This window comes from Chryseobacterium sp. HNCC26DJ241 (assembly GCF_057180505.1).
This window is the reverse complement of record NZ_JBXUGL010000001.1, coordinates 368,290-386,433: the sequence shown is the minus strand read 5'-3', so window position 1 is coordinate 386,433 and position 18,144 is coordinate 368,290. Positions and strand designations below refer to the sequence as shown.

Genomic DNA, 18,144 nt, shown 5'->3' with positions numbered 1-18,144 from the left:
TAATTTCTAAATCTTTTAATTGATTAAAACAAAAATGAAATGAACAATTCAAAACCTAAATACAATCATCCAAGAAAAAATACCACATTCCGCAAAATCAAGCCAAGAATGAAGCAGAGAGCCTTTAAAAATGAAGAAATACCCATCCATAAAATCAGAAAGGATTACGAAAAATTTAAAGTACAACCGAAAGCTCCAAGATTATCCACCTCCCCATAATTTAAAAGTCTTCTGAACTTTTGTCGGCGGCGGTGGTTCTACAATGGGATACAAACTCGCAGGATTCCAACATTTGTGAGGGGTAGAAATCGACCCCAAAATGGCAAAAATCTATCAAACCAATCACACTCCTACCTATTTCTACCTCGAAGACATCAGAGATTTTAATCTTCGTACCGATCTTCCCGAAGAATTATACCATTTGGACATTTTGGATGGTTCGCCTCCTTGCAGTGCATTTTCAATGTCCGGTAAACGTGAAGAAACCCGATGAAAACAAAAAATGTTCAAAGAAGGGCAGAAAAAAAAGTCTTGGATGAGTTGGTTCTCGTATTCTGCGATACTGTAGAAAAATTAAAACCAAAGGTTGTGATTATGGAAAATGTACCATGACTCATTGCAGGGAGAGCTAAGAAATATGCGATTGAAGTCTTTGAAAGATTGGAAAATATCGGATACCAAGTCCAAATATTCAGACTCAATTCAGCAACGATGGGAGTTCCACAAGCCCGTGAACGCATCTTCTTTATTGCAAGGAGGAAGGATTTACAACTTCCAGATTTGCAATTAGACTTTAACGAACCACCCGTGTATTTTGGAGAAATTGCCGATAAAAATTCAACAACACATCCTCATCTACGACCTTCTATCGTTAAAAGACGATCGTATGTGGAATACGGCGACCAGAACATCAAGTTTGCAGATGCCAAGTACAGAAACCTCAATACTTTTAATGCATTTTTCAGTACTTATATTTTGTATGATAATATTGTTGCACCCACATTGACTTCAAGCGGGGCGAATGTCTATTACAACGAAGTCCGCAATCTGAATGATACTGAATACATCCGCATCAGCAGTTTTCCTACTGATTTTGATTTCTGCAATACTTCCGTCCGTTATGTCTGCGGAATGAGTGTTCCACCATTGATGACAGCAAGGATTGCGGAGGAAATTAGGAGGCAGTGGTTTGATTAAAGACAAATATCAGACGATCAATTTTTACCATTTAAAACAAAAATGACATGAAAAGAAGTAATGATAATGTAGCATGGAAAATTCAAGAAAAGGGAATTGAAGAAAGGCGTAAAAAATTTGTGATAAAATGATTTAGATTAGCGTTCGATAAAAAAGCAAGACCCGTTTCTGAAGGGCAGGTCTTATCTGAATTACTACGAATCTTTGAACAAATACAGAAAGAAAAAGAAAGCAGAACTATCTCAAAAGTGGGATAGTTTTTTTGTAGCTGATTTGTTCGATTATTGTTTGCTTTTCTAATCAAAATTGCTATAATTTCTCTGTTATAATCGAACATTTTATTTTATAAATATCAAGAATGCTCAAGAACAAGAAAGCACCTAAGAAAAACCCTGCTTTAGACAGAAGTCAGATTAAATATGTCATTTATTGCAGGAAATCAAGAGAGGAGAGCGGTGACTGACAAAAACAAAGTTTGTTAGACCAATTGAGAACTTGTTTGGATTACGCCAAACAAAGAGATATTAATGTAGAGTACCATAATGACTTAACCGATGCTTTTTTTCGTGATGAAAGTTATCACAGGCGAGTCAATGAATGCAAAGGATCTTACGAACAAGCCGTACTTGAAAGAGCAAATGGATTATTTTATATAGTAGAACAAAAATCTGCAAAGACCCCCAACAACAGACCACTTCGAAGCAAACTGATTAGTTTGGTTAAGAAATGAAAGATCCAATGAATACTTAGTTATGCCCCCGACAGACACGCAAGAAATCTTGTTGAAAGTGGAGAATTGGTTCAGCTAATCGATCAAAACTATTTGGATGTACAATACACCAACTTTACTTTTGAGAATAATGAAAACGGCAGAATGATTTTGTGAATTAACTTTGTAATTTCATACAATTACTCGGATGTACTTAGTAAGAATGTCGGTCGCTGAAAGATGGGAGTTATTGAAAGAGGACAGGCAGATGGTAAACACAAATATGGATACATTATCAATCAGGAGAAATACCACGAACCTGATCCTGAATATTTTGAAGTCTGGAAAGAAGCCTTCAGAAGAAAGATATATGAAAATCAAACCGATGAAACCATTGGAAAATTTATTGTTTCAAGCTGATTTAAAAGAAAATTCAAAAATAAAGAGACAAAATTTAATGCCAAGTTATTGTATAGAATACGATTAGACCCATTTTATTATGGAGTGCTTATCAGTTGAAACAATGAGGTAGATTTGCGTGATGGAGCAAGTCCGTACTTCCAACCACTTATAACTGAAGAAGAACATAAAATATTACTAGACAGGCATTTGCAGGCAAACCCAACTTCCTTAAGAGAATTTAAAACTAAGGATGAATATGATGAATTAAAACTCATACCCAACAAGTTTCTACGTTATGAAGGTCAGCACGGGATGATTTTTGAACTGCCCAATCCTAAAAGACATCGCACTGCATTGGCTAAACTCAAAGTTAGCAACCCTAATGCAACGTTAAAGGATATTGTCAAGCCACATCAATTTAATTACAAATTAACGACAGGAGAAAAAGTAAATGGCAAACAATTCTCAATCAGTGGAGAAGAACTAATTATTTTGATTTCGGATTTTTTCAAAAAACATTTTCAAATTAACGAAAACAACTATGAAAAATACAGGGAGTTCCAAATTAATGAGTATGACAAAACCATTAAAAATATTAATGAAAAAAGAAGGAAACTGCAACTTCAGATCAATCACGTCAGTTCACTAATGGAAAATTATGCAAGAAATTTTAACAGGCAAAATAACCCTGATGAATTACAAAAAAAAGTATTTCAAGAAGATATCCAAAAATATCAGGATCAAATAGATTATTTACAAAAAGAAATAGGAAAACTTGCTGTGAGCCACAGAAATGCTATATTAGAACTGGATGCATTTATTGGAGGACTCGTAAAAATAAACGAGATGTATGACGATGCTGAATATGTTCGAAAGAGAAAAATTACATTATTATTCTTTTCGAACATCACAATAACCTCCGAAAAGCTACTTGTATTCAACACTAAACCTTGATTAGATGAAGTGTTTATCCAAGATAATCAGGGTACTCGGGAGAGTTTCGAACGTATTTATAGTATGATCAAGGAGATAGATTTCGCTGTTATAAAGCCAATTATTCAATTTTCTTATGGACTCAACAAGAGTTTTTTTGATCAGAATCATAAGATTACTTCCAATCAAAAAATGTTATATGGATTGGATGAAGAGAATCAAGTTGATATAAAAGAAGATGTAAAAGAGAGATAAAAAATAACAAACTGCAAATATTTTGAAAATCCAATCGGAAAAAGAACTTTAAAGCTCTCCGTATTTTGACTGGTATTTTTCAACTACTTTTTCAGATTGATTAAGCAATTTTTCAAGTAGTGAAATTTTATCTTCATAGAGTTTTTTTAGCAGTTGAACTTCTTCGCTTCCCATTCCACTGACAATACTTTCAATATTGCTATCACTTACATTATTGAAACTGTTAAAATACTTCTGACCATCAAATTCTTTGATATCTTCGGGCTTTACCTCTAAAATTTCAGCTATTTGAACTAATTTTTCTTTGGAAATTTTAGTTTCTCCCTTCTCCAATCTGCTATAAGCGGATTGGGAAATATCCAATTTTTCTGCCACAAATTCTTGTGTCAGATTCTTAAGTTCTCTGATATTCTTAATGTTGTTTCCGATCATAACGCATAAATTATGCAGGTTTGCTCATATATTATGAGTATGCAAATGTAATAAAATCAACGAGATGTATCGACTTTTGTACATAAAAAATTTATGAACATGAAAAAACTACTCCTGCTTGTATTTTGCTTTCTGGCATTGGGATTATCTGCACAACAAAAGAAAACAACAAAACCGAAAGCAAAAACCTCAATAACCCAGAAAAAAGGAAATTCTTCCGCATCAGGCTACAAAACCTGCGGACTTTGCAAGGGAACAGGAAAAGATCCCCGATGTAATGGGACAAGCCGATGCCAAAATCATCAGGTCTATTCAAGAATAGACAATGACTGTTTTAAAAATTGTAAATGTTACGAAGCTGATGATGAAGAATGGTTTGACGAGGATGAATCTTCAGAAGAGTGTAGATTGCGATGTAGAGATAAATGCAAAATACAAGAACCCTGCGACTATTGCAAATCAATAGACGGAACGTGCAGTGTGATATGGTGCAATAATGGAGTGTGCAGAAACTGTGATGGCAAAGGCATTGCCTACTACGGAAATCAAAAGAAACCTAAAAAATAATAAATTATGAAAATTTTATTACCATTCTTATTTGCATTCTTTACCATTACTGTTTTCAGTCAATCCCGAACACCAAGTAATGAAGAAAAACAAGCGATTAACCCGATCATTGATGAAGGCTTTAAAAACTGGAGTGAGAGTTGGAGCTACGACACCTATATTCTTAGAAGTGCCAAAATTAATTCTATTACTGTGGATGAAGATTACGGAGATATCAAAGTATATGGTACGTTTAGCTATAAAAGAGTTTTTCAAAATTTTTCAGGAACTTTTTCTGCAAAACTTACCTCTTCAGGAAGGCTAGTCAGTATTTTCTATATCGATGCCAATGGCTTACGTGATACAAAATCCTTTTAGAAATTCAAAAAAAATAATCGTTACAAAATATGAAACAATTTTATCTCTTTTCAATCCTCAGAAGTATCACAGTATATCTTCTTCTATTTTTATCCTTTGGAAATATTTCTGCACAAGAAGTAATGACCTATGAGACCGGTTTTGAGTCGACAGAAGGCTTCACAGCAGGTTCTGTGTACAACAATACCGCAGTCTCTTATTCAGGGACAGCCAACTCACAGTGGGGAACTGTATTTGGAATACCGTCCAATACTTCTCCTTTAACGGGAGGACAGTCTTTACAAATGAGATGGTACACGTCAACCCCAAGTTCATTAGGACAAACCTATATGAATTTCGATGTTCAAAAAGTAAAACGAATAGAGTTCAATGCCGCCAATACCAACGGACTCAAGCTAACGGTGGATTTTTCAACAGATGGAGGAACTACTTATCAAGGCGCTCAATTGTTCAACCTAACAGCTCAATCATTAGCATACAATTATACCGTTAGCAATACAGGAGATTATCAGAATGTAAGGTTACGTTTTACTCTCACGCTCCCATCTACATTGCCTTCGGGAACATCAAGACTCTATTTAGACGATGTAAAAGTATATTCTCTGTACTCATCCAATGCTGGGGCAGAAACTCCCGTTGTTCCAGATGGTTATTCTTACTTTGCAGGAAATTTGGTCAACTCTTATCCCAATGCAACACAAATGTTGATGACCAAGAACAGTAAACTGTACAAAGCCACTTCGTCCAATTGGTCAGAGGTCTATAATTTCTCTGGCAATACACTGACTAATCTATTTGTGGACAATAACAATGTGGTATGGGGCTATAATAGTACCACCAATAAAATCATCAAATCAACCGATTTAGGAATAACGTGGACAACCATAAATCCTCCTACAGTAACAGCCACCCAACAGCAGGATCTTTCACTTTTTTTCAGAAATAATAAATTGTATTACAGCATTATGGGTTGGTCTGATACAACCAATACTATGACAGGATTTATCTATACTTTAGACACAGCCAATACATCAGGTTCATGGACTTCATTGCCACTCAATGCCACTTCGGGATATTCTTATGGACTTTATCAAGGATTCTTTGATGTGTTTGAAGACGGAAGCATCTACAGAAGGGATACCAAAAAAATAAGTTTCGATAATGGTACAACTTGGACTACCGAAACCTTCAATGTTCCTTCTGCACTTCAAAGTCCAATACTTTATATTTCTCCAGATAAGCAAAAGATTATGTATACCTCATTCTACAATAATTACAAATTATTTGTGAGTAGTAATGCTGGAGTTGCTTATGTCCAATCACAGGGTCTTCCTTTCAATAGACCCATTAGAGGGTTATTGTTTTATCAAAATGCCATATTGTGTAACATCAATTATGGAACGAACGGACAAGCTTCTCTTACTGATGGAATCTATATCAGCACCGATAACGGACTCAATTTTACCAAACTGAATGACCAGTTAAGTTTTTGGGATAATCAAAGGATTATTGGTTTTGCGTCTGATAATTCGAATGTTTATGTAAGTTCTGAATACAATGGATTTAAAAAATTATCCATTTCCAATACTTCAGTAATTGATTTTAATAATGGAGTAAACAATATAGTTCCCCATCACATTCTGAAATTAGATACTGACCCATCGGGTAAGCTGTATGCTTTAGGAGGAGATTTTAATGGAAGTTATTTCCCTTATTCAGGTTCGGGATATGGATTATTTATATCTGATAATGGAGGAAGTTCATGGACGAAAGATAAAAACTTATCCGACGCATATTTAACACAATATACTTTTTCGGTTTCTAACAATAATACGATTTATGCAACTGCATACGATCCTGGAAAAGTAAATAAATCTGTCAATTCAGGTATTAACTGGAATTTTTCTTCAACAAACCAACATACACCTTATACGGTGAGGAATGTTTTTGCGGATAAAAATAATTCCAATAGGTTGATCATTACCTCCAATGCTCCCGACAATCCTTCCACAAACTATAAAGGAACTTTTCTTTCTGTTGACGGAGGAAATTCCTTTGGCGTAATTTCGGGAGGTTATGCCACACCTATAGATAATGAATTGGCAAACGATGTCCTTTTTTATGATACCAATACCATATTCATAGCACTTCCAAGCAAACTTTTGAAATCAACCAACAATGGAGGAACATGGCAAACGGTTTCCTCCCATGCATTCAATAAAATCATCTCTATCTTTGGTACTAATGAATTGTATGCTTGTACCAACTCATCCTTATTGAAAAGTACAGATTTAGGTACAACTTGGACATCGGTAACGCCTCCAGTTTATAACAGCACTATCAAAACGATAATTACAGTTACGGTTTCAGGAGCAACCTATTTGGTTATTTCTACCGACCAAGGAGTGTATGTGCTGAAAAACGGACAATGGGAATTAATTACTCCGAATAGTTATCAGCATATCGTGTTTAATTCATCATTGAATAAATTGTTTTTTGCCAATACCAATTCAATTAAAACAATTAGCACCAGTTTTCTGGCAACAAATGAAATTAAACAACAAAAGCCTAAAAATATTTTGCTTTATCCTAACCCAACTTCAGATTTTGTAAACCTCGAATCAAAAGAAGGAACAATCAATACTGTACAGGCATTTGATATGAGTGGACAATTATTGAAAACCGTAAGGTCTAATTCTGATAAAGTTCAGTTCTCCATTCAAGAGCTTCCTAATGGGACTTATCTTGTGAAGGTAATGATGGATAAAGGAATGATAACATCAAAAATAATAAAGAAGTAAAGAATTTTATTCCAATCGTATACCTCTAAGGAGTTCAGATAATGAAATTTCAAGCACATAGCATATGGAGGCGATAGTAAAGATGGATGGGGTGACTTTTCCTTTCTCGATTTTGTACATATATTGTCGGTCTTTACCGAGCAAGAGGGCAAGTTCGGTTTGCGAAAGTTTGTTTTTCTTTCGTGCCTTTCGGATACGCTCTCCTACAACGATAGGAATTTTCTCCTTAAGTTCGAGGCTTTTATGTTCCTCTAGTTCTTGCATGTATGCAAAATGAAACATAAAGCACTACATTATTGTAACCTTAAAATACTTCTTTTTGATTTTTTGTAATTAGCCTAAATTTTATATTTTTGTATTTTAATATTACAGTTAGTCGAATTTAAAACCAAATTTTAATAAAAGTTCATATTGATGAAATACATATTTGCATGAAAATATTTTATAAATCAACTTAAAATTGTATAAATTTTTGAGATTTTCAACCAAAAAAACACAAAACTTTTGAAACAAAATACATTCCCCTATTTTAAGCAATTAAATATAATAGATTCTGGCCTTGTTTGTTTGAGAATTCTTGCAAAATACTATGGCAAAGACTTTTCCATGAAATATTTGCAAGATAAGTCTCATAATATTGATGAAAGAAATTCTTTGAAGGAAATTGTTAATACTTGTGAAAAGTTGGGGTTAAAAAATTTACCAATAAAAATTTCTTTTCAAGATTTGGCTGAAAAAATTCCTTTACCATGTATAATAAATTGGAGTTCATCTTATTTTGTCGTTCCATACAAAATTGAAAGCAACATTGTATACATTTCTGATCCTGTGTTAGGCTTGGTTCAATACAGTAAAGAAGAGTTTATATATTCTTGGACTACTAATGACGAAAAAGGAGTAGTATTAGTAATTGAAGCGACTGAGGATTTCTATAAAAATAATGAAACTGTTAGTAAGAACAGAATAAATATAAAAAGTAGAAAATTATTATTTACTATTTTGACTTTATTGATTGTTCTATTAGCATACAGACAATTTCTGACAGACTTTTCAATATTTCAATTAGTATATGGTTTACTATCTTTTACTGGTCTTTTAACTAGTTTATTAATACTTCAAGAGAGTCTTGGCGTAAAAAATGGCTTAGCATCTAAGGTGTGTGGGAATTCAGAAATAAATATTAGTAAGTGTCAAAAAGTAATATTAGATGAATCTTCTTTTATTTATAAAAACTATACATTGGGAGATTTATCCCTAATTTTTTTTACTACAATATCTTTTCTATCTGTTTTTTCTACAATTAATCTATCTTATTTTATTATTATAAGTATATTTTCAATACCAATTATCGCTTACACGTTTTTTTATCAAATGTTCAAAATAAAACAGTGGTGTCGATTATGCCTATTGGTATCTTTTATTTTAGTGTGTATAATTACAAATACTGTGTTTGCTTTTAGTAGCTTAAATATTTTTGAGTTATTATATTCTACAATTTTTTTTATATTATCACTATGCTTTTTCTTTATTATTTGGATTAGTTTAAAGCCATTTATTTATGGATATTTTAAATTTAAGAAGAAAAATAAAAAGGACAAATATTTCAAGAAAAATCATATAGTATTTAGTTCCTTAATCAATTCTACCACAGAAATTAACTCTAATTCATTAGAAAAGCTAACAAAGATTGAAATAAACGAGAAAAATGCTGAATCTGAATTGAGTCTATTTTTAAGTCCGAAATGTGTTCATTGCTATAAGGTTTTTAAGGAGGCTTACAAGCTGTATGAAAAAAATAAAAGACGAATTAAATTGTCTATTTATTTGAATGTTAATCTAAATAATGAAAATAATAAACATAGGATCATAGCTAAAATATTAATGCAAACATATATTAATAATGGAGGAGAAATCACATTAAACTTGTTAAAACGATGGTTTATAGAAGAAATTGATTTAGAGGAATTTGTCAAAGAGTACAATATTCAGATTAATGAAGAAGCCACTAATGCTATAATATCTCATTATAATTGGTGTAATGAAAATGGATTTGATTACTCTCCAGTAAAACTTTTTAATAGAAAGGTTTTACCTGATGAATACCAAATAAAAGAGTTAAAATATTTTATTTGATACTTATTAAATAATACTAAAAATAAAAAACAACTTGAAAATTAAAAATTTTCCTTTCTTTAAACAGCTGGACGCTATGGATTGCGGTCCTGCTTCTTTAAAAATTATTTCTAAATATTACGGAAAAGATTTCTCAATGAAATATTTGAGAGATAAATGTAATATTACAAAAGAAGGAGTTTCAATGAAGGATTTAAGCAAGGTATCTGAAGAAATTGGATTTAGAAACTTGCCACTTAAATTAGGTTATGAGGATTTAGTGAACAAAATAACACTGCCTTGTATTATCCACTGGAATTATTCTCACTTTGTTGTATTATATAAAATAAAGAATAATACAGTTTATATTTCTGATCCACAAATAGGTTTAGTAAAATATAGTGTAGTAGATTTTCAATTTGGTTGGAAAAAGAATAATGAAAAAGGAGTAATACTTGTATTAGAGCCTAGTCCTTCATTTTACGAAAAAGAAGAGGTTAAAACAAAAGGTAGTTTTTATAATTACATTAGATATTTAAAACCACATTATTCTTTAATATTGCAGGTATTACTAGGTATGATTTTAGGTATAGCTATTAGTCTGATTTTTCCTTTTATAACCCAATCTATTGTTGATATAGGTATTGAAACGAAAGATTTTGACTTTATTCATTTGCTATTATTAGCTACCATTATATTAACTATTAGTTCTGTTTTTTCTGAATTTGTTCAAAAAAGAATGATGTTGTATGTTGCAGATAAAGTAAATATCAGTATGGTTTCCGATTTTATAAAGAAAACACTTCAATTACCTATTACTTTTTATGAGCGTAAAATGACAAGTGATATTTTAAATAGAATCAACGACCATGATCGTATACAAATATTCATACTAAATTCTTTTTTAGGAATAATAATATCCGGACTTAGTTTCATTGTCTATGCAATAATACTCGTTTATTATAATTTGAATTTATTTTTAATTTTTATTTTAGGTACTGTTTTATATATTGTTTGGATCTTTCTTTTTTTGAAAAGGAGAAGAGTTCTTGACTTCAAGTTCTTTGATAGTAATATAGCCAATCAAAATGAAATAATGCAAATTGCTGATAATAGTACTGAAATTAAAGTTAATAATTTACAGCAAAAAAAGAGATGGGATTGGGAAAGAAGTAGGTTAGATATTTACGATTTAAACATAAAAATGTTAAACTTAACTCAAACTCAAAATATCGGCACAACAATAATTGATAAGCTAAAAAACGTATTTATAACTTTTTTTGCTGCAAAAGCAGTAATTAATGGTGATATGAGTTTGGGTATGATGCTATCTGCTCAATATATTATTGGACAGATGAATGGTCCAGTGTCACAATTAATTGGACTAATTCAATCATACCAAGATGCCAAAATAAGTTTAGAGAGGGTTAATGAAGTTGTTTATGAAGAAGAAATAGAGAAAGTTTCGGAAGGATTAGAGATGGATGTCCCTAAAGATGCAACAATAATTATAAACAATTTGTCATTTAAATATCATACAAATGATTCCTATGTCCTACAAAATATTAATTTAGAAATTCCACAAGGAAAAATGATTGCAATTGTAGGGCAGAGTGGTAGTGGGAAAACTACCTTAATGAAAATATTATTACGTCTTTACCAGGATTATGAAGGAGAAATTTTTGTAAATAATGTAAATTTCAAGTCTATAAATATTCACCGTTGGAGAAATAAGTCTGGTGCAGTACTTCAGGAAGGTAAAATTTTAGACGATACTATTTTGAAAAATATAATTTTAGATGATGAAGAAATTGATATTGATAAACTTACAGAAGTTATTAGATTGACTAATTTAGGAGAATTTATTAATCAAACAAATCAGAAAATATATACCATTATTGGTAGAGGTGGTGTAGGAATAAGTGGCGGACAAAAACAAAGGATATTAATAGCTAGGGCCTTGTATAAGAACCCCGATTTTCTATTTTTTGACGAGGCAACTAATTCTTTAGATACAAAAAACGAAAATGAAATAACACGAAATCTTAATAATACTTTAGAAGGAAAAACAACTGTTGTGATTGCACACAGATTAAGCACCGTTAAATCTGCCGATTTGATAATTGTTCTTGATAAAGGTGAAATTGTAGAAAAAGGAACTCATAGTGAGTTGCTAAATTTAAAAGGGTTTTACTTTACGTTAATAAATAACCAATTAGAATTAGAAGGATAATGGAACTACATAATTCTGATTTTAGAGAAGAATTTAATACTCACATTCATGATATGAAACCTAGATGGTGGATGAGGTGGGGAATTTTGATTGTTTTTATAGTCATTACTATAATTTTTATATTAGGATATTTGATTAAATATCCTGATGTGATTAGTTCTGAAATAAAATTAACAACTAACGAACCGAGCATCACTCTTCCTATTGCGAAAGGGGCTCAAATAGAAAGGGTTTTGGTAAAAAATAATTCAGATGTATTAATTAATGAAAATATGGTAGTATTAAAGAGTAATGCATCTTATAAAGATGTATTACTCTTAGATCATGAATTGCAAGGTTTTTCTTTAGAAAATAATGAATATGTCATAAATTTTTTTGATAGATTTTTGTCAAAAAATTTACAACTAGGCAATATTATCGAAAATGATTGGATAGCATTCTCAAATGAGTTGTTAACTTTTTATAAAATAAAGAAGTTAAATTCATATCAATCTCAAATAAACTTTTTAGAAGAAGAACTTAAGAAACAAAATAGCTTGAAAGAGTTATACAGAAGTTTAATGATAAACGATGAAAAGCAAAAAAAACTTATAGGTGCGAAGCTAAGAACCGATTCTATTTTATTTTCAAAAAATGTTACTAGCCAATTAGAATATAATACCTACCAACAAAATTATTATTCAAGAAAGTCTGATTTGGAACAAAACAGATTGGCTTTAAGCAGAACTGACCTAGAAATTACAAGATTACAGAATAGTATTAAGAACTTTAAAAATAATGAAAGAGAAGGTTTACTAACTCAGCAATTAAATATAAGAAAGTCATTAAATAAATTACGATCATCTATAGCTACTTGGAAAGAAAATTTTATGCTTATTTCTCCGATTAATGGTAAGGCATCATTTATCCAAAATTTAGAAGATAAAAAATTTATGGATGGTAATGCTATTATTATAACTCCAAAAGGTAATTCATTTTATGGATTAGTAAATATTCCTATTGTGGGTGCAGGAAAATTAAAAATTGGACAAAAAGTCATCATAAAACTCAATGATTATCCATATAGAGAGTTTGGTGTTTTGACAGGAAAATTAGAGGAGCTTTATCCTGTTGCCAATGAAAAAACATATGTGGGAAAGGTAAAGTTTTTTGATGCGAATTATTCTAGTTATAATAAAAAGATTATTATAAAAGAGAATATGATAGGTATTGCAGAAATAGTAACAAATGATCGAAATTTATTAGAACGAATCTTTGAAAGATTTTTATATGCTTTCAATAAAAAATAGATAAAATTTTACAAAATATCATTGCGCAATGATTGGGTGGTATCCGAAAAACCCTTTTCAAAGAGTAGGAACAAATATTAAATATTATTTATTATGAAATTGACATTAGATCAATTAAGAGTAGACAGTTATGCTACTCAATTAAGTGAGGCGGAACTTACTGATGTAAAAGGAGGTACTACGCTTGTTTGCGTAGACGTTGGTATAGCAGCTGTTACAGCAGTAGCAGCAGTTGTTACTGCAATAAGTGCAGGTGCTAATGATCACAAAGAATGTGATACTGTGACAACTGTTAAAAAAAATGCTGATGGTAGTACAACTACAACAGTAAAACATATATGTCACGAATAACAGCATAGTGCAAAATATGCAGGAGATAGCAATATCTCCTGTATATCTTTTTTAATTTTTAAATTATATAAAATGAAACATTTCATTATTTTAGTATTATTTCCACTATTTTTTACAAGCTGTTCCAAAGAAGAAACAGTATTAAATAAAGATATAATAGATAAAATTAGTAAAAAATACTCTAAGGAAGCATTAAATTATTTTTATGAAATTAGTTTTTATGATGAAGTGCAAAAAGAAATAATTCCACTAAATAAATGGAAATCAAATGTGTCATTTTATATACAAGGTAACCCTCTTCCGAATGATGAGGAATTTGTTAAAAAGGCAATTAATAAGTTTAATAACTTGGGGTTACATATTCACTTTTCCCTGACACAACAGATTAACGAAGCTAATGTGATTATTAACTTTGGGAATATTTCTGATTTTAAAAACATTGATATTCTACCCACCGATGATGCAATAGGGAAGGTTTTTTCTAAAGATAATAATATTTATAAAGCTGAAATTTTTATTTTGGATAAAATTCAGAAAGAGCAAGAAAGAGAATCCATGATTTTAGAGGAACTAACTCAAATATTTGTTGGGGGCTCTGATAGTTTTTCTTATCCTGAAAGTATTTTTTATCAAGGAAAAAAAACAAGTCTTGGCTTTACAAAGTTAGATACAGAAGTAATTAACTTGGCATATGATCCATTGATCCCTAAAGGATATACTTTAAAGCAATTTGAAAAAGATTTTGGAGATAAGTTGAACTATGTTGACACATCTTTAAAGCTAAAGAATTACGTTGCAGAAGCAAAGATAAAAACAGAAATATTAGATGAAATAAAGAAAACAAGTTTTATTGATAAAGAGTTTTATAAGCACCCAAAAGTTGTTTTTATTTATTTATATGGATTTAATCATTCAGATTCAATATTTGTTGAAAAATCAATAAAATCACTTAATAAAATATCTGATAATCTTTCTTTAGTTGTAGCAAGAAAAACTGAATTATCTCCAGATGCTGGAATATTTATTACTCTAAAACCAAACAATCTTCAAGCTTCAGATACACAAACTTCTGTGTCAAATGTAAAAGGTGAAGTGTTTAAACCCAAAAGGTATAAAAGTATTGTGGATATCGATTATAAAGAATCAATTAATAATACTAAAATGCAAAATGTTATTTTAAAGTCTATTTACAAGGCATTAGGGCCTACTGAAATGCATAGCTTCGGAACAAATTGGTATGTTTATAAGAATGATGAAATTATAATAGCAAAACAATATACAGATATTATAAAAATGATTTATCAAGATGAATTTGTTGATGGTTTGAAAACAGATGAGTTTGAAAAAATAATAGACTAAATTCAAGAATGAAAATATTGACGATACATCCTGCTGGTTCAGGAGCTTCTCGGTTAATACCTCTATATGTATTGGATAAAAGGTATATCAAAAGACAAAAAAATATTAAAAACTTTTTTTTAGTACCATCATATTATCATGACGATTTAAAAAAGAATGATATTAATGTTGTCGACATTGATAATTCAATTGATCATGATAAACTATCAAAATTCTTAGCAGAAGATCACGATAGCAATATTGAGGAAAAGTTGTTTATGGGTAATAAATTAAAGAAAAATATTTACAAAGCTATAGAACGCGTAAAGCCCGAATTAGTGATTGAAGATTTAGAGCCTTATACAGTTTTACCATGTAAAGAGTATAATATTCCCCGAATATCTATTAGAAGGACTGGACAATTCAGATCATTGCCAGAATCCAAAAGAAATTCTGATCATATTCATAGTTGTGAGAAAAGTAACTTTGATAGTAAAATTTGTGACGCTTCAATAATGTTAGGAAATAGCATCCCTGATTATAGCACTCAAAATGAGGATTTGAATTTAATCTATCAATATCCGAATTCAGATGCTAAAATTATTCCAGGCATTAAATCAATTGAGGTTTTACCTCCTGATATTCAAGATCAAGATTCATACTTTTATTGTGGTCCACTAACTGTTGAAGATAATCCGTCAAAAAAAATGTTAGAAGATTTACAAGTCTTTTTCGAATCAAATAAAGGGAATAAGCTTGTCTTTATAACGACAGGTTTGGTTGATAATACCTCTATCAATGAGTTTATAGATATTCTTTTTGATAAAGATTATGCAATAATCTCTACGGTTGATATAATCGTTAATGATAAAAATAAAGACAGACTTCTATATAGTAGAATACTACCTTTAAATTACGTTTGTTCTAAAGTAGATTTAGTAATCCATCAATGCGGTTCCGGTATTTATCATTACCCAATTATGAATGATGTTGCTTCAATTACAATAGGAACAAGATGTTATGATAGAGAAGATATTGCTCTTAGATTAGAGTCTTTAAATGTCTCAAAACATATTCCGCACAAACTAGATGATCCAAAATGTATTGAAGTTTTTAAAGATTGCTTAGATTTATTTGAAAAGAATCAATTGTGTGATTTTAATATTTTAAAGAAGTTAAAAGAGGAAATTTATGAAACAATGTTAAGTTTCGATATTGGAGAAGTTATAAAATATGCCTTTAAAAATAAAAATAAATTAATATGAAAAAAAGTTTGAAGGAGATCGCGGAATTCAATAATGTTGACAAATTTGGTTTTGAATTTTCTGAAATATATGAACCCTTTTTGAAAGCTTTCAGAGATGAAAAAATTCAACTTTTGGAAATTGGGATTGGCGGGTATGATAAACCTACTGAAGGGGGAAATTCACTAAGAATGTGGAGAGATTATTTTGAATATGCAAATATTTTTGGGATTGATATTTTTGATAAAATTGGGGTAGAAAGCGAGAGAATAAAAACTTTTAAAGGAAACCAGTCTGATAGTATTTTTCTTGAACATGTTTTTCAGAAAACTGATCTGTTAGATATTGTAATTGATGATGGGAGCCATGTCAGTGGTGATGTAATAGAATCATTTAAGTTTTTTTTTCCAAGACTGAAAAATAATGGTTTATACATAATTGAGGATGTAGGCACGTCTTATTGGCCTCAATTTGGGGGTGGTTTTGATGGTGATACTTCAATGAATTTTTTCAAAAGACTTACTGATTGTTTAAATCATAAAGAATTTTTAATTCAAAATTATGAACCTAATTATTTTGATGAAAATATTAAATCAATACACTTTTTCAGGAATGCAGTAATAATTGTAAAAGGGGATAATTCACGTGAGTCAGTGGTTGTTAAAAATGGGAGATTAATGATATAATGGAAAAAATGGAAAAGGATCTTCAAATAGAGCTATTTTTACTTTGTTATAACGAAGAAAAAATGATTTTGCATACCTTAAATTATTACTCTAGATTTTGCAATAAAATTACTATTATAGATAATGAAAGTACAGACAATACATTAGACATTGTTGAAAAATTTGATTCTAATATAGAGGTTATCACTCTACTTACCAATGGAGAGCATCGGGAAGATTTAATGATTGATATTCGAAATAACTGCTGGAAAGAAAGCAATGCTGATTATGTAATCGTTTGTGATATGGACGAGTTTTTGTACGATGAAAATTTAATAGAAAAATTAAAATATGCTAAAAAAAATCAAGTTATTATGCCTATTGTGGCTGGATATAACATGATGAGTGATTGTTTTCCTGACAATTATGAGACATTAATTACAGAGCAAGTGAAGTATGGAATTAGAGACAGAATGTTCGATAAATCTATAATTTTCAATCCCAAAATGCTCCATAATATCAATTTTGGGCCTGGCTCTCATTCATGTAGTCCGGAGTTTCATGGGTTAGTGGTGATGGATGCTTTAGTAGAAATTAAACTATTGCATTATAAATATTTAGATAAAGAGTATTTATATCAAAAACACAAAAACTATTCTGATAGAATGAGTAGTGTAAATAAAGAAAAAAGATATGGATATGAATATTTATTAGGAAATGATTTTATTGACAAATTTTTTAGTCTTTCTTACTATTTAATAAAAGTAATAAATTGAAAATAAAATGAAGATAGAGATCATAATAACTCAATTAAATGAGTCAGTTAAATTAACGACTAATAAATCAGATCTAAAACTAAAAAAACATCTAATAAGTGTTCTACAAGATTTACTAGAAAAAGATTTAACTACAAAGCAAAATACTTTACTAGAAGAACATTTAGATTATTTATTTATTGTGACTGATTTTAGTGAAGTTTCAAATAAAGAATTGAAAAAAAAATATAATGAATTAATTGAGTTTTTAAAGAAAAATTTATTTTTGTTTCCAGAAAATCATTATGCTTTCCTTTTAGGCTTTCTCGGACTGATGCTTGGTCTTTGTATTCAATCACTAAGTCTTATTTATATAAAAGAAAGTTTCATAAATTTTTATTCCGGTTTAATATTGATGTTTGTTGGTGGTTTTACTGGAGCAGTATTCGACTCGACAATTAAGAAGCAAGGAAGATCAATAAAATCAGTACATTATTTTTAACA

At 30.3% G+C, this 18,144-nt stretch carries 20 protein-coding genes; 18 read left to right on the top strand and 2 right to left on the bottom strand.

What is annotated here, in order from left to right:
* The first annotated feature begins 39 nt into the window (after nt 1-39).
* The 6 genes from AC2A1C_RS01710 (at nt 40) to AC2A1C_RS01685 (ending at nt 3,496) form a co-directional block, all read left to right on the top strand.
* On the top strand, nt 40-219 hold the full coding sequence (locus AC2A1C_RS01710) for a hypothetical protein (RefSeq protein ID WP_484022858.1): 180 nt from the start codon (nt 40-42) through the stop codon (nt 217-219).
* Nucleotides 220-307: 88 nt separating this feature from the next.
* Nucleotides 308-493, top strand: coding sequence for a DNA cytosine methyltransferase (locus AC2A1C_RS01705; protein ID WP_484023156.1), 186 nt, complete (start codon nt 308-310; stop codon nt 491-493).
* A 122-nt stretch (nt 494-615) separates the two neighbouring features.
* On the top strand, nt 616-1,197 hold the full coding sequence (locus tag AC2A1C_RS01700) for a DNA cytosine methyltransferase (RefSeq protein WP_484023154.1): 582 nt from the start codon (nt 616-618) through the stop codon (nt 1,195-1,197).
* A 949-nt stretch (nt 1,198-2,146) separates the two neighbouring features.
* A complete protein-coding gene (locus AC2A1C_RS01695) occupies nt 2,147-2,326 on the top strand; it encodes a hypothetical protein (protein WP_484022856.1) in 180 nt (59 codons plus the stop codon).
* Between the two features lie 114 nt (nt 2,327-2,440).
* Nucleotides 2,441-3,262 (top strand): hypothetical protein, encoded by an 822-nt coding sequence (locus tag AC2A1C_RS01690; RefSeq protein ID WP_484022854.1) that lies wholly within the window; start codon nt 2,441-2,443, stop codon nt 3,260-3,262.
* A gap of 63 nt (nt 3,263-3,325) precedes the next feature.
* Entirely contained in the window at nt 3,326-3,496 is a 171-nt protein-coding gene (locus tag AC2A1C_RS01685) for a hypothetical protein (RefSeq protein ID WP_484022853.1), read from the top strand.
* 48 nt (nt 3,497-3,544) lie between these two features.
* Here AC2A1C_RS01685 and AC2A1C_RS01680 read toward each other — a convergent pair whose 3' ends face one another.
* A complete protein-coding gene (locus AC2A1C_RS01680; RefSeq protein ID WP_484022851.1) occupies nt 3,545-3,928 on the bottom strand; it encodes a helix-turn-helix domain-containing protein in 384 nt (127 codons plus the stop codon).
* Between the two features lie 99 nt (nt 3,929-4,027).
* Here AC2A1C_RS01680 and AC2A1C_RS01675 point away from each other — a divergent pair, with 99 nt between their 5' ends.
* Genes AC2A1C_RS01675 through AC2A1C_RS01665 form a run of 3 tightly spaced genes read left to right on the top strand, consistent with a single transcriptional unit; the run spans nt 4,028 to nt 7,653 of the window.
* On the top strand, nt 4,028-4,495 hold the full coding sequence (locus AC2A1C_RS01675) for a hypothetical protein (RefSeq protein ID WP_484022848.1): 468 nt from the start codon (nt 4,028-4,030) through the stop codon (nt 4,493-4,495).
* A gap of 6 nt (nt 4,496-4,501) precedes the next feature.
* Entirely contained in the window at nt 4,502-4,852 is a 351-nt protein-coding gene (locus tag AC2A1C_RS01670; RefSeq protein WP_484022846.1) for a hypothetical protein, read from the top strand.
* 29 nt (nt 4,853-4,881) lie between these two features.
* Nucleotides 4,882-7,653 carry a T9SS type A sorting domain-containing protein gene (locus tag AC2A1C_RS01665; protein ID WP_484022844.1) on the top strand — a complete coding sequence of 924 codons (2,772 nt, stop codon included), beginning with the start codon at nt 4,882-4,884 and terminating at the stop codon, nt 7,651-7,653.
* 6 nt (nt 7,654-7,659) lie between these two features.
* Here the strand turns inward: AC2A1C_RS01665 and AC2A1C_RS01660 are convergent, their stop codons facing one another.
* Nucleotides 7,660-7,917 carry a helix-turn-helix domain-containing protein gene (locus tag AC2A1C_RS01660; protein ID WP_484022842.1) on the bottom strand — a complete coding sequence of 86 codons (258 nt, stop codon included), beginning with the start codon at nt 7,915-7,917 and terminating at the stop codon, nt 7,660-7,662.
* A 240-nt stretch (nt 7,918-8,157) separates the two neighbouring features.
* On the opposite strand from AC2A1C_RS01660, the gene AC2A1C_RS01655 reads away from it, so the two are divergent.
* From AC2A1C_RS01655 to AC2A1C_RS01615, 9 genes are all read left to right on the top strand, one after another.
* Nucleotides 8,158-9,786 (top strand): cysteine peptidase family C39 domain-containing protein, encoded by a 1,629-nt coding sequence (locus AC2A1C_RS01655; RefSeq protein ID WP_484022840.1) that lies wholly within the window; start codon nt 8,158-8,160, stop codon nt 9,784-9,786.
* A 34-nt stretch (nt 9,787-9,820) separates the two neighbouring features.
* Entirely contained in the window at nt 9,821-11,998 is a 2,178-nt protein-coding gene (locus AC2A1C_RS01650; RefSeq protein ID WP_484022838.1) for a peptidase domain-containing ABC transporter, read from the top strand.
* Nucleotides 11,998-13,287, top strand: coding sequence for a hypothetical protein (locus AC2A1C_RS01645; RefSeq protein WP_484022836.1), 1,290 nt, complete (start codon nt 11,998-12,000; stop codon nt 13,285-13,287). Before AC2A1C_RS01650 ends, AC2A1C_RS01645 begins: the two co-directional genes overlap by 1 nt.
* A 93-nt stretch (nt 13,288-13,380) precedes the next feature.
* Nucleotides 13,381-13,638, top strand: coding sequence for a hypothetical protein (locus tag AC2A1C_RS01640; protein WP_484022834.1), 258 nt, complete (start codon nt 13,381-13,383; stop codon nt 13,636-13,638).
* A 72-nt stretch (nt 13,639-13,710) separates the two neighbouring features.
* Nucleotides 13,711-14,997: a DUF2927 domain-containing protein gene (locus AC2A1C_RS01635; RefSeq protein ID WP_484022832.1), complete on the top strand. Its 1,287-nt coding sequence runs from the start codon at nt 13,711-13,713 to the stop codon at nt 14,995-14,997.
* 8 nt (nt 14,998-15,005) lie between these two features.
* A complete protein-coding gene (locus AC2A1C_RS01630; protein ID WP_484022830.1) occupies nt 15,006-16,241 on the top strand; it encodes a hypothetical protein in 1,236 nt (411 codons plus the stop codon).
* Nucleotides 16,238-16,906 (top strand): class I SAM-dependent methyltransferase, encoded by a 669-nt coding sequence (locus AC2A1C_RS01625; RefSeq protein ID WP_484022828.1) that lies wholly within the window; start codon nt 16,238-16,240, stop codon nt 16,904-16,906. Before AC2A1C_RS01630 ends, AC2A1C_RS01625 begins: the two co-directional genes overlap by 4 nt.
* 8 nt (nt 16,907-16,914) lie before the next feature.
* Nucleotides 16,915-17,661, top strand: a complete 747-nt coding sequence (locus AC2A1C_RS01620) for a glycosyltransferase family 2 protein (RefSeq protein ID WP_484022826.1) — start codon at nt 16,915-16,917, stop codon at nt 17,659-17,661.
* Between the two features lie 7 nt (nt 17,662-17,668).
* A complete protein-coding gene (locus AC2A1C_RS01615; RefSeq protein ID WP_484022824.1) occupies nt 17,669-18,142 on the top strand; it encodes a hypothetical protein in 474 nt (157 codons plus the stop codon).
* The last annotated feature ends 2 nt before the right edge of the window (nt 18,143-18,144 follow it).

Bases quoted from the DNA above. Each gene is read 5' to 3' on its own strand.
- AC2A1C_RS01710 (WP_484022858.1), top strand. From the start codon at position 40: ATGAACAATTCAAAACCTAAATACAATCATCCAAGAAAAAATACCACA.
- AC2A1C_RS01695 (WP_484022856.1), top strand. From the start codon at position 2,147: ATGGGAGTTATTGAAAGAGGACAGGCAGATGGTAAACACAAATATGGA.
- AC2A1C_RS01685 (WP_484022853.1), top strand. From the start codon at position 3,326: ATGATCAAGGAGATAGATTTCGCTGTTATAAAGCCAATTATTCAATTT.
- AC2A1C_RS01680 (WP_484022851.1), bottom strand. From the start codon at position 3,928: ATGATCGGAAACAACATTAAGAATATCAGAGAACTTAAGAATCTGACA.
- AC2A1C_RS01675 (WP_484022848.1), top strand. From the start codon at position 4,028: ATGAAAAAACTACTCCTGCTTGTATTTTGCTTTCTGGCATTGGGATTA.
- AC2A1C_RS01670 (WP_484022846.1), top strand. From the start codon at position 4,502: ATGAAAATTTTATTACCATTCTTATTTGCATTCTTTACCATTACTGTT.
- AC2A1C_RS01665 (WP_484022844.1), top strand. From the start codon at position 4,882: ATGAAACAATTTTATCTCTTTTCAATCCTCAGAAGTATCACAGTATAT.
- AC2A1C_RS01660 (WP_484022842.1), bottom strand. From the start codon at position 7,917: ATGCAAGAACTAGAGGAACATAAAAGCCTCGAACTTAAGGAGAAAATT.
- AC2A1C_RS01645 (WP_484022836.1), top strand. From the start codon at position 11,998: ATGGAACTACATAATTCTGATTTTAGAGAAGAATTTAATACTCACATT.
- AC2A1C_RS01640 (WP_484022834.1), top strand. From the start codon at position 13,381: ATGAAATTGACATTAGATCAATTAAGAGTAGACAGTTATGCTACTCAA.
- AC2A1C_RS01635 (WP_484022832.1), top strand. From the start codon at position 13,711: ATGAAACATTTCATTATTTTAGTATTATTTCCACTATTTTTTACAAGC.
- AC2A1C_RS01630 (WP_484022830.1), top strand. From the start codon at position 15,006: ATGAAAATATTGACGATACATCCTGCTGGTTCAGGAGCTTCTCGGTTA.
- AC2A1C_RS01625 (WP_484022828.1), top strand. From the start codon at position 16,238: ATGAAAAAAAGTTTGAAGGAGATCGCGGAATTCAATAATGTTGACAAA.
- AC2A1C_RS01620 (WP_484022826.1), top strand. From the start codon at position 16,915: ATGGAAAAGGATCTTCAAATAGAGCTATTTTTACTTTGTTATAACGAA.
- AC2A1C_RS01615 (WP_484022824.1), top strand. From the start codon at position 17,669: ATGAAGATAGAGATCATAATAACTCAATTAAATGAGTCAGTTAAATTA.